The sequence below is a fragment of the Peribacillus huizhouensis genome, assembly GCF_014138605.1.
In the GTDB taxonomy this organism is placed as follows: Bacteria; Bacillota; Bacilli; order Bacillales; family DSM-1321; genus Peribacillus; species Peribacillus huizhouensis.
This window is the reverse complement of the sequence record NZ_JACJHX010000016.1, coordinates 31328-47200: the sequence shown is the minus strand read 5'-3', so window position 1 is coordinate 47200 and position 15873 is coordinate 31328. Positions and strand designations below refer to the sequence as shown.

19 protein-coding genes and 1 pseudogene are annotated in these 15873 nt (G+C 43.4%); 9 read left to right on the top strand and 11 right to left on the bottom strand.

All coding sequences use genetic code 11. From position 1 onward, the window contains the following. The first annotated feature begins 21 nt into the window (after nt 1-21). Nucleotides 22-789: an ABC transporter ATP-binding protein gene (locus HNP81_RS19135; protein WP_182503683.1), complete on the top strand. Its 768-nt coding sequence runs from the start codon at nt 22-24 to the stop codon at nt 787-789. Between the two features lie 545 nt (nt 790-1334). Here HNP81_RS19135 and HNP81_RS19130 read toward each other — a convergent pair. Further along, nucleotides 1335-1607, bottom strand: coding sequence for an Arm DNA-binding domain-containing protein (locus HNP81_RS19130; protein WP_220478656.1), 273 nt, complete (start codon nt 1605-1607; stop codon nt 1335-1337). A gap of 516 nt (nt 1608-2123) precedes the next feature. On the opposite strand from HNP81_RS19130, the gene mtnK reads away from it, so the two are divergent. Then, the gene (gene mtnK, locus HNP81_RS19125; protein WP_182503682.1) at nt 2124-3329 is read left to right on the top strand and encodes an S-methyl-5-thioribose kinase; all 1206 of its coding nucleotides are present in this window, start codon (nt 2124-2126) and stop codon (nt 3327-3329) included. Nucleotides 3330-3691: 362 nt separating this feature from the next. Here the strand turns inward: mtnK and HNP81_RS19120 are convergent, their stop codons facing one another. From HNP81_RS19120 to HNP81_RS19075, 8 genes are all read right to left on the bottom strand, one after another. Then, nucleotides 3692-3919 carry a LysR family transcriptional regulator substrate-binding protein gene (locus HNP81_RS19120; RefSeq protein ID WP_246399470.1) on the bottom strand — a complete coding sequence of 76 codons (228 nt, stop codon included), beginning with the start codon at nt 3917-3919 and terminating at the stop codon, nt 3692-3694. A gap of 100 nt (nt 3920-4019) precedes the next feature. Beyond that, entirely contained in the window at nt 4020-4802 is a 783-nt protein-coding gene (locus tag HNP81_RS19115; protein WP_182503681.1) for an alpha/beta fold hydrolase, read from the bottom strand. 148 nt (nt 4803-4950) lie between these two features. Next, on the bottom strand, nt 4951-5271 hold the full coding sequence (locus HNP81_RS19110) for a hypothetical protein (protein ID WP_028394120.1): 321 nt from the start codon (nt 5269-5271) through the stop codon (nt 4951-4953). Between the two features lie 58 nt (nt 5272-5329). Further along, nucleotides 5330-5545 carry a hypothetical protein gene (locus HNP81_RS19105; protein WP_182503680.1) on the bottom strand — a complete coding sequence of 72 codons (216 nt, stop codon included), beginning with the start codon at nt 5543-5545 and terminating at the stop codon, nt 5330-5332. Between the two features lie 21 nt (nt 5546-5566). Next, nucleotides 5567-6094 (bottom strand): tetratricopeptide repeat protein, encoded by a 528-nt coding sequence (locus tag HNP81_RS19100; RefSeq protein WP_182503679.1) that lies wholly within the window; start codon nt 6092-6094, stop codon nt 5567-5569. A 198-nt stretch (nt 6095-6292) separates the two neighbouring features. Then, a complete protein-coding gene (locus tag HNP81_RS19095) occupies nt 6293-6472 on the bottom strand; it encodes a hypothetical protein (protein ID WP_182503678.1) in 180 nt (59 codons plus the stop codon). A 107-nt stretch (nt 6473-6579) separates the two neighbouring features. Next, nucleotides 6580-8364 (bottom strand): hypothetical protein, encoded by a 1785-nt coding sequence (locus HNP81_RS24050; protein ID WP_246399469.1) that lies wholly within the window; start codon nt 8362-8364, stop codon nt 6580-6582. Continuing rightward, nucleotides 8340-8576, bottom strand: a complete 237-nt coding sequence (locus HNP81_RS19075) for a hypothetical protein (protein WP_028394116.1) — start codon at nt 8574-8576, stop codon at nt 8340-8342. Before HNP81_RS19075 ends, HNP81_RS24050 begins: the two co-directional genes overlap by 25 nt. A gap of 179 nt (nt 8577-8755) precedes the next feature. On the opposite strand from HNP81_RS19075, the gene HNP81_RS19070 reads away from it, so the two are divergent. The 6 genes and pseudogenes from HNP81_RS19070 to HNP81_RS19045 all read left to right on the top strand — a co-directional run bounded on the left by HNP81_RS19070 (nt 8756) and on the right by HNP81_RS19045 (nt 13612). Then, on the top strand, nt 8756-8923 hold the full coding sequence (locus HNP81_RS19070) for a hypothetical protein (protein ID WP_182503677.1): 168 nt from the start codon (nt 8756-8758) through the stop codon (nt 8921-8923). 8 nt (nt 8924-8931) lie between these two features. Then, entirely contained in the window at nt 8932-9129 is a 198-nt protein-coding gene (locus HNP81_RS24765; protein WP_182503700.1) for an adenylyl-sulfate kinase, read from the top strand. Nucleotides 9130-9433: 304 nt separating this feature from the next. Continuing rightward, nucleotides 9434-10777, top strand: a complete 1344-nt coding sequence (locus tag HNP81_RS19060) for a phenylacetate--CoA ligase family protein (protein ID WP_182503676.1) — start codon at nt 9434-9436, stop codon at nt 10775-10777. Between the two features lie 33 nt (nt 10778-10810). Continuing rightward, nucleotides 10811-12046, top strand: a complete 1236-nt coding sequence (locus HNP81_RS19055; RefSeq protein ID WP_182503675.1) for a phenylacetate--CoA ligase family protein — start codon at nt 10811-10813, stop codon at nt 12044-12046. Nucleotides 12047-12122: 76 nt separating this feature from the next. Next, nucleotides 12123-12959: pseudogene (locus HNP81_RS19050) on the top strand (bifunctional 3-deoxy-7-phosphoheptulonate synthase/chorismate mutase); the annotation flags it as partial. Nucleotides 12960-13015: 56 nt separating this feature from the next. Next, nucleotides 13016-13612: a 4-hydroxybenzoate synthetase gene (locus tag HNP81_RS19045; protein ID WP_182503673.1), complete on the top strand. Its 597-nt coding sequence runs from the start codon at nt 13016-13018 to the stop codon at nt 13610-13612. Between the two features lie 122 nt (nt 13613-13734). On the opposite strand, the gene HNP81_RS19040 is transcribed toward HNP81_RS19045, so the two are convergent. Together HNP81_RS19040 and HNP81_RS19035 are read right to left on the bottom strand one after the other, a co-directional pair. Beyond that, entirely contained in the window at nt 13735-14013 is a 279-nt protein-coding gene (locus HNP81_RS19040) for a hypothetical protein (RefSeq protein WP_028394112.1), read from the bottom strand. A 154-nt stretch (nt 14014-14167) separates the two neighbouring features. Then, nucleotides 14168-14434: a hypothetical protein gene (locus HNP81_RS19035; protein ID WP_182503672.1), complete on the bottom strand. Its 267-nt coding sequence runs from the start codon at nt 14432-14434 to the stop codon at nt 14168-14170. A 196-nt stretch (nt 14435-14630) separates the two neighbouring features. Between HNP81_RS19035 and HNP81_RS19030 the strand changes: the two genes are divergently transcribed. Next, the coding region (locus HNP81_RS19030; RefSeq protein ID WP_220478652.1) for a hypothetical protein at nt 14631-15873 on the top strand (1243 nt) is incomplete at its 3' end.

The window sequence follows — 15873 nt, the reverse complement described above, 5'->3', positions numbered from 1 at the left end:
TTTGGCATGGGAGGAATATAGATGAGCAATATAGTAGAAGCAAAAAGTATGAACAAAAAAATAGCATTAGGAAAAGATAATGAGCTTCATATCTTAAAGGATGTAAACTTGGAGATAGAAGAAGGTGAATTCGTATCGGTCATGGGGCCATCTGGAAGCGGGAAATCAACACTGCTATATAATATAAGCGGTATGGATAGAATTACTTCTGGTAGTGTGAAATTTAAAGGCCGTGAAATCGGCAGTCTAAAAGAAGAAGAACTGGCGAAGATTCGACTGGAAACAATGGGATTTATCTTTCAGGATATTAATCTATTAAAGAATCTGTCATTGATTGAAAATGTTATGTTTCCTGCACTTGTATCAAAAGATGCGGATAAAAATGCGGTAAATCAAAAAGTAAAAAAACTGTTGAAAATGACAGGAATTGAAAAGCTTGCAGATCATAATATCACTCAAGGCTCTGGAGGACAGCTGCAGAGAGTCGGCATCTGCAGAGCATTGATAAATGATCCGGATATCGTATTTGGAGATGAACCGACCGGAGCATTAGATTCCAAATCGAAAGAAGAGATTATGTCAATTCTTGCAGAGATTAATAAAAAAGGGACAACGGTAATGCTCGTTACGCATGATGTAAAGGTGGCAGCAAAAACTGAAAGAATACTGTTTATGGTAGATGGAAATATTGTTGCACAGAAGAAAATGCGTAAATACGATGCGCAGCAAGACGATATTAAGCAAAGAGAAGAAAGCATTATGAAATGGTTAGTGGAAAATGGGTTCTAATTTTTCATTGGCACTTGCAAAAAGTTCATATGGGAATTGATAGGTAAGTTCTAAAGGAAAAGTTCTTAAGAATGTTTGTAAGGAAAGACATGTTAACATTTTGCTAACGCATTCAAGTGAAAAACGATAAAATCCCGTTAAAGATGTTACACTTCTCATTAGCAAAAACCATAATATACCGCACCTTTTGCACATTACGTTAAAGATATTACACCTCTCATCTTACGGGCGGCATGATGTAAAAAACATCATGAACCTAGTTAAAAGGTTTATTAAATAAAATTGCTTGAATAAATATGATAAATGAAATAAAGATTGAATTCTAATTATCACTAAGATCAGTTCGTCACACCCAATAAGAAAAAATCCAAAGGAGGGGTTGTGGTAAGTGAAGAGGTTATAAAATTATATAGAAATTGTGAAGCAAAAAGATATGTCTCCAATGAGTAATTTTTGCGAATGGATCTTTTGTTAAAAGTGAGATCATCTAAATTCGAGCTAGAACGACTGATAAAAAAAATAAAGATTACTAGATCCAGAGCTTATCAATAAATACCCATTCTTAAGCCAGTGTACTTATTAGAGGTGAAATGCTTCATTTCTTTTTCTCGAGCTCTCACACTGCTTATCTTCACACCGCTGCGGCTATACGTTTTTAACCAACCCTGGGCGAATTGATCAAAAGGCTTATCGGATTCTATGGTAAAAGTGCCATTTTGAATTTCTAATTCTACAAGGCGTGCTACTGCCTTTGCTTCTCGTTGTGTTTTAAAGCCGCGTTTAGATATCTCTTTACGTTTTTTTGTGAGTGGGTCCAGCCCTAAATAAATATGATTACTCTATGTTTTCCCTCGTTGTTTGAATTTTGTCATGTTAGTGGTCTGCTTTATTAGTAAATTTATGGCATACATGTTTACATTTGAAACATCCAAATTTGGAATTGCTATGTTGTGTACTTTGGAAGGAGGCCAATTTTAAACACCTCTATCTTTTTAAAAAAATATTTGTTTTAAGGGATGAAAAATTATTTAATGCTTCTTTCTATTAAGAACTACTCCTGTGCTTCCCTGAAGAGCCTCTATGGTGAAATCAAAATACTTCAACAAGCCTCCCTCGAAAATGTATTCTACGTCAGTGTTTAGGTAATCAGGAATCATAATGCATATATTTTTAGCATATTAATATATTAACGAGTTTACGCTGTTTTCTTAGCGGTCTGTCGCCAAGCCGCCGACATTACGGTGCGTCAATACGACCTTGCCATCACGGAACAGCTCCAGCCCGTGCTCGATATTCTAGGCTAAATAGGAATCGGTATTCGGAGGGATGCGGAAATGACAAATTATCACGCTTTAACGCAAGCGGAAGCGGTCGAGTATGCACACGGCATCGAGGATGTATTCCCGGATGGTGCGCAGCTCAAGTCACGGGAGATCGGCGACGGTAATCTTAACCTTGTGTTTCATATATCAGACCCGGCCTCAGGGCGAGCCTTAATTCTGAAGCAGGCGCTGCCTTATTTCAAGATGCTCGGCGAATCGGTTCCCTTGACGCTGGACAGAGTACGCATTGAATGCGAAGCATTGCGCATTCAAGGGGAGCTTTGTCCTAATCTGACGCCAAAGGTATACGCGTACGAGCCGGATTTGGCGTTGATGGTCATGGAGGATTTGAGCGATCACACCGTCATGCGCCGCGGACTGATGGAGCGGGGCTGTTATCCGTTGTTTGCTGAGCATATCGGATCATTCTTGGCACGGACGATGTTCTTCACCTCGGACCTGGCCATGGACCAACAGGAGAAGAAACTGCGGGTGAAATCGTTCATCAATCCGGAGCTTTGCAATATCACCGAGGATCTTATCTTATATGCTCCTTATACAAAGTCCCGGATGAACATTTTCGAGCCTCATATCCGTGATGCCGTTGAGCGCATTTGGGCGGATAAGGAGTTGCATCTCGAGGTTACGCTGATGAGGGAGAAATTTCTGACGAAAGCTCAGGCCCTGCTGCATGGCGATTTGCATACAGATAATATCTTCATCAAGCCGGATTCTACGAAGGTCATTGATCCCGAATTTGCTTATTACGGTCCGATGGGCTTTGATATCGGGACGGTTATCGCCAATCTGCTGCTAAACTATTCAGGCCAAGAGGGCTGGAGCACGGATGCGAAGGAGCGCACTGATTACCGCCACTACCTGCTGGGTACTGTGCACGAATTATGGACACAATTCGAGCTTCAGTTCCGCGAGCTTTGGAACGGGCATGCCGCCGACCGGTTGGCGAAGACCCGAGGATATCAGGATTTGTATGTGGCAAGACTGCTGCAGGACACAATAGGATTTGCTGGAGCGATAATGTTGTGCCGCGTCCATGGTTTTATCCACGTCGCGGACATCGACCACATCGAAGATGCGGCTGCCCGCGAACAGGCGCAGCGGATCGCGCTGGAGATTGGCGTGGCACTGATCAAACGAAACCGCTCCGCCCACTCTATTAAGGAAGTGTTGGATATCGCTTTAAAAGCTGTAAACTAAGGAGCCGAACTTATCATGACGAAAGAAGCTGGACATATCGGTGGTTGGGGAACAAAGCTGGCTGCAGTCGGTACGCTAAAACGGCGATCGCCTTAGGCAGCGATGACTCAGGGAAGAAATATGTTTTAACATTTGTCCCAGCCTGTAGACAAACCTTCCCAGCGGAAGGGGTCTACAGGCCTTTTCGTTGAAATAATAAATTGAGCGATAGCTTAATCCAGGCATTGAATGAGCTTATGCAAACTACTCGCTCTGAGAAAGGAGCATTCGGGTGAAACGATCAGCCGCTAAACGACAACTTGATGTCACAGCGGACAGCGAGGACGATGCTAGGAGGGAGCTCATCTCCAACTGAGGCTCGATTAGCTTACCACTTCAAAGCTCTCCGAGCGGGTAATGAAAACAGTCCCGTAACCTAAACTCGCAAACTCATTAAGCAAATCGATACTCCCCAGCTCTATATCTGGCTTCGCTGTGAAACCACTGGCCGCAAACCATTGCTCCACGAATAACCGTGAACTGCTCCCCGGAGATAATAGAAGGAAAGGCAGCTGCGCCAGTTCGCTCGTTGATAATGTACGACTTGCCAAATCTTGATAGGCTGCCCCTACTACGAAGGACTCATCTAATGAAAAGACGACTACTCATTCAAAATCAATAAGAGTCGTCTTTTTGTTGCGTTAATGCCGATCAATCTAAGAAACGATGGATTTCCTCCAACACCTTGCGCTGCTCCTGTGAAAAGACACCGTGTCCCGCATGGGGAAATAGAATCAGCTTGGAGCCTGGAATACGACGGTTCAGAATCTTAGGATGCTTCGAACTGAAGACCCAATCATCCTCGCCGTGAATAATAAGCGTTGGTGCCGAAATTTGCCCGAGCCGATGGTACGAATCGAAATTTTTGCTCGCCTCACGATGAATCTCCATGCTTCTAGGATTCGAAGGCGCGATCTGCATCCGTTCCACGAGCGAAGCGATCAAGTCCGGATTCTCCTGGATATAGGCTTTGGAGTAAAGCATATTTAGCGTGTTTTGCGGGGAATATGCAGCGTTCTTTCGCATCAGCCACTTGATCATCCGAAAAGAAGGCGGCACCCGTTTGACCCCGCAGGTCGTGGAACATAAGATTAATTTCGACACACGGCTGGGGCTTTCGATTGCAAGCTCCTGCGCAATCATTCCCCCCATGGATTGGCCTAAAATATGTGCCTTTTCGATATCAAGCGCGTTCATTAGCCCAATGACATCCTTGGCCATATCCGAGATGTCGTAAGCTTCTGTCGGAGCGTCGCTCCGGCCAGTACCTCGATGATCGAGCATGATGAAGTTGTACCTTTCGCTTAACGCGGCCTTGATTGCCGGGTTCCAAGAGTCCATGTTGCTGTCTTTTCCTGAAAGTCCGATCAAAGGAAATCCTTCCCCGATCGATTCATAACAAATGTTAATGCCGTTGACAAATATTTTTTTCAAAATTACCCACCTCCAGTTTCGTAATCTCTGGCTACGAATGAACGATATCCAAGATCAATATATTCTTCGGAAGTGAATAGAGTGAGGATGAAAGGGAAAGGTCCTCAGCCGATTAACGGCTTGAGTCTTTCCGCGTAGAACTCCTGATTTATTTTTCTTCCACCGATTTTTTCGTCCCCGTGGATTCCTCGGATATTTCCGAATTTTGTGCCTGTGGGGAGCTTTCCATTATGCGCTCCCGTCCTATCTCCATTAATTCTTGGCCAGTTCCTATGATACCGGTCTTCAAGGCATTGGTGAAAGTTCTGAATTCTAAACTGGACGGTTGCTTTTCATCGCGATTTTCATCGCTCGTCACATTCACAAGTTCTTTGCCAACGTTGGTAGCGCCGCTTCTCAAAGCAGCAAAGGCAAAATTAATGATCTCATTCTTTACTCCCTTGAAGACCCCTTTTATGCTATCTGACATGTGCCTCACCTCCTTTCCGATCCTGCGATTTACCCAGGTAAGGGGGATGATTCTTTCTCTAGTGTCGTATTTTCTTCTTGTGATGCTTACGGGGAACTTCTTGTTTCTTCTCCTCTTCCTTCTTGTTACCGATAATATAATCTTCAATTACCGTCCACGTCCGTTGGAAATACTTCTCTGGCAGCCTGTATGCGGAACTGCCGCGAAGATATTGGAACCTGCTGTCGTGCGGAGCGGCTGCTACCGCTTTGTCGAGTCTCTCATTGAATGTCAATGGTCTCCTCACTCTCTTTTCTTATGATTTTTTCTTCAGTTCCAATTGATTGAGACGCTGAACGACTGAATTTGCTTTGTCAGGTTTTTCTGCATTTTGGTAAGCTGCACTTAGGTTTCGCAGTACTTCACGTACTTGCTTTGGAGTAAGGTAGTTGGAATTCTCTTTATAGTGGTCAAGCAGGAAGTTGAAGTCCTCGATCGCCGTTCCCGAGCAATGGAAAAAGGACTCCGGCAGTCTCAGACAAATGTTCCCGCGCAACAACCGAATTTCTTTTTGGTTTGAGTCTAAAGATACGGCCCGATTCAATGAGTCTAATCCCTCTTGCGCCTTATCCGCTCTTTCCAAAATTTTAACTGCATCCCGGCCTAATAGAACGAGAGTACTGCCGTAATAGGCTTCAATTAGCGCATTCTCAGGCTCAGCCTCACGAAGCTTTAAGAGCATCTCGTTTGCTTTTATCACCGCTTTTTTGTCTCCGTCCACCCCATTATTATGGAGTATTTTCGCTTCCTCAAATTGTTTCCTATGGACGCTTTGATCTGCCATTCCTATGGACCTCCTATTGTATATATTGGTACTTCTCCAACCCGTAAAAGCAATATAAATAAATATACTTCCTGCATTTCCAACTTATTTGTTACGATATGTGCGATCCCTATATAGAGGTTGGATGAACTACCTAGTTTATTAAAAGTGTACGTTTGTCCGAGTCGAGTCTTTACATTCGTTCATTCCATAACAATTTTATTGTTCCTTGCAGAATCCGCTGGTACAGATGACACGCTTTCCGACCAGTTTCTGCCCTCCTCCGTAATTCATTTCATTGCTGACCCGGGTAGCACCGTTGATCAAAGCAGTTGCAATGATAGGCTCGGATTGTTTCCTTATTTTCTTAACGATAATCTTAAGAGCATCTTTTGACATGCGTGTCACCTCCTTCAAAAGAAACTTTCCCTCCCTATGGCCTGTTGCAGCATGAACTAGCGCCGTCCTATCTGATTGAGCTGATTGCGAGGAGTTTCTTCTTTCTATTACTCCTCCGCCCAGTTTAGGAGCTCGCTCCCGGCGGCACGAACGGCCCTTTTTATCAAAATTGATGTGGGACTCTCGGCGATCGGTATATGTTCAACGGCTGGTTTCCCTTCCAAAGACTTAAGCTTTATCTTGAGGAGATGCAGAAAATCAGGATCCTGGGTATCGTTTTTCAGTTTTTTCCAGCACATAATCGCAGCCTGATTTCGACCGATCCGGCAATATACCTCGCCAAGTTCGTAAATAAGCTGCAAGTATTTTTCTGTCTCAAGGAAGCCTTCTTCATGCATTTCCCGATCGATGAGAAAGGTGTAATCTTCAATCACCGTTTGGGCTCGGTGGAAATGCTCTTCAGGTAACCTATATGCGGCCCTGCCTCGCAGCAGTCGGATCCTGCTATCCTGAGGGGCGGCACTTACCGCTCCATCAAGAAGTTTAAGTCCTGCTTTCGACCCTTTCAATCTACTCAACGGTGATGTCTTATCCCGAGCGATTAGCAACATGGTGATGCCATAGTATGCATCCAGAAGCGGGTAGCCCGGATAGTCGGATCGCGCCTGTTCCAACAACTGATGCATGTCTTGAACGGCCTTTTTATTGCCTCCCAAGGCGTCCTTGTGTAGTGAAATAACCTGCTTAAGAAAAATCTCGATATCTTTCTCGCTTACATTCTCCAATTGTCTATTCAGCTGGGTTAATCGTTGCAATACTTCATTCGCTTCGCTCAATTTTCCCACATTTTGGTAAGTGGCACTTAGATCCTCCATAATTCCCCTGACTTGCATATTAGTAAGGTAACTGGGATCTTCTTTATAACGATCCAGCAGGAAGGAGAAGTCTTCGATCGCCGTCTGTGAGCAATGGAAGAAGGACTCTGGTAGTCGCAGACATACATTCGAACGTAACAACCGAATTTCCTTTTGGTTCGGGTCCATGGAAATTGCTTGATTCAATGAATCTAGTCCTTCTTGCGCTTTATCCGCTTTTTCCAGAGGCTGAACAGCATCTCGTGCTAATAGCGCAAGTGCGCTGCCGTAATAGGCTTCAATAAGAGCATTGTCGGGCTCGGCTTTACGAAGTTTTAAGAAAATCTCATAGGCGATTTTCACCGCATTTTTATCACCGTCTGCGCCTTTCATAAGAACCCTTTTTCCTTCCTCGAATTGATTCATATGAGTGTCGTTTTTTTTCTCTTGAACGGCGTCCTTGTGTAGTGGAATAACCTGCTCAAGAAAAACATCGATATCTTTCTCGCTTACATTCTCCAATTGTCTATTCAACTGGGTTAATCGTTGCAATACTTCATTCGCTTCGCTCAATTTTCCTACATTTTGGTAAGCAGCACTTAGACCCTCCATAATTCCCCTGACTTGCATATTAGTAAGGTAACTGGGATCTTCTTTATAACGATCCAGCAGGAAGGAGAAGTCTTCGATCGCCGTCTGTGAGCAATGGAAGAAGGACTCTGGCAGTCGCAGACATACATTGGAACGTAACAACCGAATTTCCTTCTGGTTCGGGTCCATGGAAATTGCTTGATTCAATGAATCTAGTCCTTCTTGCGCTTTATCCGCTTTTTCCAGAGGCTGAACAGCATCTCGTGCTAATAGCGTAAGTGCGCTGCCGTAATAGGCTTCAATAAAAGCATTGTCGGGCTCGGCTTTGCGAAGCTTTAAGAAAATCTCATAGGCGATTTTCACCGCATTTTTATCACCGTCTGCGCCTTTCATAAGAACCCTTTTTCCTTCCTCGAATTGATTTATATGAGTGTCGTTTTTTTCCATTTCAATTCCCCCCTCCCGACGAAAAATTCGGATCGATTCTTAACTAATGTCATTCCCGAACAACTGCCGGTGTCAAGCTTCTCCAAAGCGTTATTTTTAAAGTCCAGCAAAAATAGTCCACCCTGATCTGAACCACTGGCTGGAAAGCTTACCAGAAGACGTGTATTGAGATATTCAAAATCTTGGTTATTCTCCAATCCGAATAACAACACGAATCAATCCCCTCCTTAAAATAAAGGATTTGTGCTAGTTAAGATTTGTGCTAATTACGATATGTATGGTTTATATGATCAGTTTGGATGGAATACTCATTTTTATAAAATGTATGTTTATCCCAATCAAATCTAATTTTCCTTGCATTTCATAAAGAGTACAGGAGGGAGAAGAAAACATGAATGATGGAAAGCTAAATAAAGAAGAGAAAAAAGCAGAAAAAGCAAAAAAAAGAGAAGAGAAAAAAGCGGAAAAAGCAAAAAAAAGAGAAGAGAAGTTGGCAAAAAAAGAGAAGCAGGTTAAAGAGAAGCAGAAAAAAGAAAAGAAAGCACCAAAAAAAGATTGAAGTAAGATATTAATAGAGATGGATCAAAACTGTTCAAGGAAACTATTCGCAGTATATCGGAGATTACAAAGCCGTTTATTGATGCGGGAATGATTACGCCTTTTCGCGTGGACCATGCCCTCACTCGTTCATTACTTCTTGAAGGTGATTTTAATAAAATTTATGTGACGTGTTCGCTCGGCGAATGCGAAAGACGCGAACCTTAAGGTCTTGATAAAAAGGTCAAAGCAGGTGAAATCCTTGGAATTTACCGGTATATCCTATCCTAATGAATCCTAGTCCACAAGAGATCGTTATAGAAACCGATAAGCAAACGGTAGGAGATTTCGTTGCGCATATCCTGTACTGCTTTACATTTCTATAACTTGAAAGTTATCCGTTGGGACCGCCACAATCGATATTAGACTTCAGGTGGATGTAAGATGTTGTCCTATCTCAGGGCCATTGGTACATGCAGTTTAGGCCCCGTAGATTCTAAGAGTATCAAGAATACTGGAATGGAGGAAGTAGATGAAGTTTCAAACTCATAAGATGACAGTATCTATTGACGAACATTCATCCCATCTAGAACAATTCAAGGAATTTTATAAGCAATTGGATGATGAAGGAAAAACCATTGAAGTACTTCCTCATCAAAAAATAGAAGATTATCAGTTAAAAGCTGTTAACGCCACTCTTGCTCATGTGTGGAACCGAAATGAATACTACCGTTCGACGTTGGAAGAGGCAGGCTTCACAGAGCCTAAAATCGATAGTCTAGAACAATTAGCTTCCGTACCGATGCTGAAGAAAGATGTCATTAGAGGTGATAAACAAAAGATATTATGCGTCGATCCGAAAGAAATAGGTCAAGTTCATCTTACTAGCGGCACATCGGGTAAGCCAATATATACCTCTTACACATTAGCTGATCAATATGTATACGATCTGCTGCCGAAGTATTTGGAGCTGTTTAAGGAGTCGGACGATGATGTCGCAGCAATTGCGCTGCCTTATGAATTTGCGCTGCCCGGCCTTGGATTTCAGCGATTATTTCAATTTGCGTTTGGTACGGCGGTTCTATCGCTTGGCAAAGGAGGTTACATGGCACCTATCGATAAGTCGTTGGAATTAATGAAGGAATTTCAAGCCACAGTCCTTACTACAACCCCTTCTTACGCGGCACTCCTAGCAGAAGAAAGCGAGAAGTGCGGTATAAAAATTGGTGAAGATATTCCCCTGAAGAAAATTTGGCTTACTGGCGAAGGATGCTCATCCACCTTCCGCGAACGACTGGAAAAGTGGTGGGGATGCGAAGTCTCGTTCTTCTATGGCTCAACCGAGTGCGGAGTTGTCGGTGTAGAATGCAGTAAGCATAATGGGTATCACGTCATGGAAGGGCATGTGAAAGTTGAAATCGTTGATCCTGTTTCGGAGGAAGTGCTTCCATACGGTCGAACGGGAGAAATCGTTGTGACGACGCTGCTGCGTGAAGGAATGCCGATGGTACGCTACCGGACCGGGGATCTTGGCAACTTGCAAAAATCCAAATGCGATTGCGGAATCACAATGGACGTTATACAGCTAAGAGGCCGAATGGAGCACATGCTGCGCTTGGGCACCGAAGACTATTCTCCATTCTTGATCGAGCACTTTCTCATGGAGATTCCCGAAGTAGGTTTATGGTATCACCTTAAGCTGGATCAAGGAGTGCTCACAATCGAAGCCGAGAAATTTCGGACGAAGCTAAGTGACGAGCAATTGGCCGCAAAAATTCAAGAGCATATGGCTGATCGGATTGGGATACATTGCGAAGTTGTAATCAGACACGATATCCCTCGTACGTTCGGCAAAGCGACCAGAGTATTCAATTAGCTATATACAAAAAACGAGAGAGGAGATGCCTTAATGAGCGACATCGATATAGAGAGGGCGCGAAGGTTTCAGGAGATGTATATGCGTATTCTAAAATCCCCTCTGTACAAGAGGAAATTATCGGACTACGCTTTAAACGGCATTGGATTGAGTCACATCCAGACACTTCCGTTAACGACAAAGGGAGATCTGCGGAAAGCCGGCCTCTTCGGTCACCTCGCCGTCGATATGAAGGAAATCGCTCAATACCACGAATCGACCGGCACGACCGGAGAGCCCTCCGCTGCCTGGTTTACGCAAAAAGATTTGATGATTGGCGGAAGACAATTGAAGGAATGCGGTGTGCGTTTGACGTCTGAAGATCTGGTGCTGATCCGCTTTCCTTACGCAATGGCGCTGCCTGCATTCTTAATGCAGCAGGCAGCTTGGCAGTCAGGTTCTGGGGTCGTTCCCGCAAGCGGACGTACTGTAGTTACCCCTTACCCCAGAGTGTTAAGCCTGATGAAAAATCTTTCTGTCACGGTGTTGGCGGGACTCCCGCGTGAGATGGAACTGCTGGCCGAAGCGGCTCGTCTCGGCGGTTCTGAGTCGAGCAAGGACTTTCCGGCTCTGCGCGCCATATGCGTCGCAGGTGAATTAATGAGCGACAAGCGCAGGGAGCATATAGAAAAGCTGTGGAGCGTGCCTGTATTTAATATGTACGGTTCGACGGAAACTGCCAATATCGCTACAATGTGCGAGTATGGCACAATGCATATCGTAGAACAAGATTTTTTCGTAGAAGTACTGAATGAGGACGGTTCAAGCCCCGTTGCTTTTGGAGAAAGAGGGTTTGCGGCGATCACGACGCTTTCCCATCAGGGTTCTCCTCTGCTGCGATACTTTAATGAAGACATTATCTCTGTAGAGCCCTGTTTATGCGATTGCGGCCAAGCTGGAGCCAAGCTGGTTCATTACGGCAGAAGCAAGGATCGAATCCGTTTCGGAAACACCGTCCTAGACGCAATGGATATTCAGGATTCCGTATATTCGTTGTCTCCTGCTCCGGATGCTTGGAAGGTGCTAGAGGAGGAAGAGGGGCTGCACATTTTACTAGATTCGCATGATTCCGGGAACTGGTCAGAGGAAAATGTCCGTTCTCGATTATCTTCTCGACTTCAAGTGCCGGTCACCGTTGAAATCACAACGTTGCTCGATCGTGTTGATCTCATGAGTAACGTTCCATCGATAAAGCCTGTATATATCAAAAAGCGAAGTAACGGCGCATAGAAATAAATCCATTGAATTCGATAGCATAACGATAATTAGTTAGGAAGATTCCCATTAATTAGACTGAAAGGAAGGATTGTTCATCATGAGCGATAAGTTGCAACAAGAGAAACCACCTCTTCTCGTAAGCCGCCACCATAAAAGTGAGGATACGATTATTAATATTAAGGAAGCGGTGATCGGTGGTTCTTCGCATACGCTGATTGCAGGTCCCTGCTCGATTGAATCGAGAGCTCAGCTCGTAACAGTTGCTTCCGCTTTAAAGGAAGCTGGCTTAACGGTCTTACGCGGCGGGGCGTTCAAACCGAGAACTTCTCCTTACGATTTTCAAGGGCTCGGTGAAGAGGGATTAAAAATTATGAAGGATGTGGCGGATGAAATCGGATTGGTGACCATCAGTGAAATTATGAGCACCAATCAAATCGATACTGCCGCCCGTTATATCGATATCTTTCAAATAGGCGCGCGCAACATGCAGAACTACGACCTGCTAAAAGCCGTCGGCCAAACGAAGAAGCCCATACTACTGAAACGCGGCCTTTCCGCTACTTTGGAGGAGTTTATGCTCGCAGCAGAATATATTCTGCATCAAGGGAATGACCAGGTCATGTTAATCGAACGTGGTATACGCACTTTCGAGAAAGCGACTCGCAACACGCTTGATATTTCCGCTATTCCACTCTTAAAGCAGGAGACCCATCTTCCAGTGCTAGTGGATGTCAGTCATTCTACCGGGAGGAAAGATATTCTGCTGCCTTGTGCAAAGGCAGCGCTTGCCGCTGGAGCCGACGGGATTATGGTTGAGGTGCACCCGGATCCCTCAATCGCTCTCTCCGACGCAAAGCAGCAAGTCAACATTGATGAGTTTCATGCGTTCTGGAAGGGGCTCTGCAATTCCGGTTTGTACCATTAACAATTTTCATAACTGTCGAAGAGAGTCGCGAACAATTGTCTAATGGAGGTGAGAGTATGATAGACCCACAGTTTGAGCGAAAGGCGTCGGATGTTTTACACGGATTGATATTCGACTTTCTATTAGTAACGGATGGACGGACAACGGATCTTCTGGAAATGCTGTTGAACGAGAAAATTATTGTACATGTGATCCGGCAAGAACAAATAGGTGGGGAGGATGCAAACCTGATGGGTGAATCGTCGGGAGCTCCGTACTATATTCGAGAATCGGTTTTGATCGGCGAGAAAAGTCGATTTGTCATGTCGCACAACATTGCCCTTGTATATTCTAAGCATGTACCTCCCGATTTGTTCGAGAAAATTGCGCATCGACAAGAGGGAATTGGAAAAGCGATTAGCTCACTCGGAATGCGTACATTCCGAAAGGTGGCCGACTCCGGATTCATGAACGAAGCGGAAACGGTCGATCTTTTCCAACGGCCGATCAAGATCCACTTTCCTAATCTGCAAAATAAGGTACCTTACAAAAGATACTTCATTTATTTCGGACGTAATCCGGGGATTCAGATGCTCGAATATTTCCATCCGAGCATCATCAGACACCGTTTACAGCAAGAGATGACGAAAGAGCAATCGAACAAAGAAGAATAAGGTTCTGAAAGAAGAGTAACTGATCAATGGCTGGCTCTACAGGGAGAAACGCCTCCTTTAGAGTCAGCCATTGCTTTTGAATATGCAGGCCACAGCAGTGAATTATATGCTGACAGGCTTCCTTATTTTTTTCTCGATTTTGCTTTCATTTGTTTGACGATATCGACTCCGGAGATGACCATTTGTTCACCAGCATATTGTACGCCCTTCTTTACGGCTTCGAATAATTTTCCTGCAACGATATCGACTGGTTGATCACGATCTTCTACAGCTTCAATGAATTCTTGCTGGGCTACGTCTGCTCCGTTTTTGACTGCCATCGTGTAGTTAGCGGCAAAGTATCTAAATCCCCGATTGATTTCGCGAAAAATTCTCGAAAACTCTTGATTTTCCCTCGACAACTGTTTCACCTCCTTACTACATTTAGCCATTCTCGCTAGTTCTCACTTTTCTATTGGATTCGAGGCATCCATTGCCATGGTATGCTTTCGTTATCGAGCATTCGGGATGATCCATACGCAATAGTGTGAAAGCGGTTTGCCTTCCAAATGGAGTCTATATTTCCTGCTGCCCTTCATCATGAGACTGTATCGCTTCAGCCAGCCTCTTCTGCTCGTCGGATTCGGCTTTCAATACGGTCACAACCTCGTCATCCTGCATCGGAACGGATTCAATCGTTACCTTTCTTTTTTTGTTGCCGTCCCAAGATGTAAACAATGCAACGATAACGCCCGCCACTAGTACGAAAACAAACACGCCGCATAAACTCATACCCAGAATGAATAAAATTTTATCCCCCAAATCCATGTTCTTTGTTTTCATTCTACTTCCACTCCTTCTTTCACTCCTTCTATATAATAATAGTTCATTATATGTATAAATATCCCAGGTCATATAGGTAATGGACTATTATTCGATGAATTCCACTTCAGTCCAATCCAGATTAGCTAACTCACATAAACATATAAAGAGTCACCATGGGTAAAGTCATTAAACATATAAGAGGAGGTTCCAATCAATGGATCATATTCAGAGGAAAACTGATTCTAAGCCAGTCGCAGATGAAGAAGCACTTTCGACAGATTCGAAACAGGAGAGCAATTTGGAGTGGAAGCGGTTTATCCAAAAAGAGTTAGAGAAACCTGATTCTAATCCGTTCGCAGCTGAAGAAGCACTTTCGACAGATTCGAAACAGGAGGGCAATTTGGAGTGGAAGCGGTATATCCAAAAAGAGTTAGAGAAAGTAGAAAATCAGGAAAAGGATGCAGGGATTGAAGACTCGGAGACGACCTCGTCCGCTGAGAGGAAGTTTAATCTCAGTTCCCTTATCGAGAAGATACCTCTAGAAAAATTGATCGATAAGGGAATACGATTTATTAGTACGAAGATAGAACAGAACAAAACAGAAGAAGAAAAAACAGAAGCAGAAAAAACAGAGGTAGAAAAAACAGAAGTAGAAAAAACAGAGGTAGAAAAAACAGAAGCAGAAAAAACAGAGTCAGAAAAAACAGAGGTAGAAAAAACAGAAGAAGAAAAAATAGAGGTAGAAAAAACAGAAGCAGAAAAAACAGAAGCAGAAAAAACAAAGGTAGAAAAAACAGAGGTAGAAAAAACAGAAGAAGAAAAAACAGAAGCAGAAAAAACAGAGTCAGAAAAAACAGAGGTAGAAAAAACAGAAGCAGAAAAAATAGAGGTAGAAAAAACAGAAGAAGAAAAAACTGAAGTAGAAAAAACAGAGGTAGAAAAAACAGAGTCAGAAAAAACAGAGGTAGAAAAAACAGAAGCAGAAAAAACAGAGTCAGAAAAAACAGAAGCAGAAAAAACAGAAGCAGAAAAAACAGAGGTAGAAAAAACAGAAGTAGAAAAAACTGAAGTAGAAAAAACAGAAGAAGAAAAAACAGAAGCGGAAAAAATAGAAGCAGAAAAAACAGAGTCAGAAAAAACAGAATCGAAAAAAATGAAGCCGAAGAAAACAGAGTCAGAAAAAACAGAATCGAAAAAAATGAAGCCGAAGAAAACAGAGTCAGAAAAAACAGAATTGAGAAAAATGAAGCCGAAGAAAACAGAGTCAGAAAAAACAGAATCGAAAAAAATGAAGCCGAAGAAAACAGAGTCAGAAAAAACAGAATCGAAAAAAATGAAGCCGAAGAAAACAGAGTCAGAAAAAACAGAATCGAAAAAAATGAAGCCGAAGAAAACAGAGTCAGAAAAAACAGAATCGAAAAAAATGAAGCCGAAGAAAACAGAGTCAGAAAAAACAG

What these genes read in the sequence shown, in the direction of transcription:
- HNP81_RS19135 (WP_182503683.1), top strand. Translation starts at nt 22, where the DNA reads ATGAGCAATATAGTAGAAGCAAAAAGTATGAACAAAAAAATAGCATTA.
- mtnK (WP_182503682.1), top strand. Translation starts at nt 2,124, where the DNA reads ATGACAAATTATCACGCTTTAACGCAAGCGGAAGCGGTCGAGTATGCA.
- HNP81_RS19110 (WP_028394120.1), bottom strand. Translation starts at nt 5,271, where the DNA reads ATGTCAGATAGCATAAAAGGGGTCTTCAAGGGAGTAAAGAATGAGATC.
- HNP81_RS19100 (WP_182503679.1), bottom strand. Translation starts at nt 6,094, where the DNA reads ATGGCAGATCAAAGCGTCCATAGGAAACAATTTGAGGAAGCGAAAATA.
- HNP81_RS19095 (WP_182503678.1), bottom strand. Translation starts at nt 6,472, where the DNA reads ATGTCAAAAGATGCTCTTAAGATTATCGTTAAGAAAATAAGGAAACAA.
- HNP81_RS24050 (WP_246399469.1), bottom strand. Translation starts at nt 8,364, where the DNA reads ATGGAAAAAAACGACACTCATATAAATCAATTCGAGGAAGGAAAAAGG.
- HNP81_RS19070 (WP_182503677.1), top strand. Translation starts at nt 8,756, where the DNA reads ATGAATGATGGAAAGCTAAATAAAGAAGAGAAAAAAGCAGAAAAAGCA.
- HNP81_RS19060 (WP_182503676.1), top strand. Translation starts at nt 9,434, where the DNA reads ATGAAGTTTCAAACTCATAAGATGACAGTATCTATTGACGAACATTCA.
- HNP81_RS19055 (WP_182503675.1), top strand. Translation starts at nt 10,811, where the DNA reads ATGAGCGACATCGATATAGAGAGGGCGCGAAGGTTTCAGGAGATGTAT.
- HNP81_RS19045 (WP_182503673.1), top strand. Translation starts at nt 13,016, where the DNA reads ATGATAGACCCACAGTTTGAGCGAAAGGCGTCGGATGTTTTACACGGA.
- HNP81_RS19035 (WP_182503672.1), bottom strand. Translation starts at nt 14,434, where the DNA reads ATGAAAACAAAGAACATGGATTTGGGGGATAAAATTTTATTCATTCTG.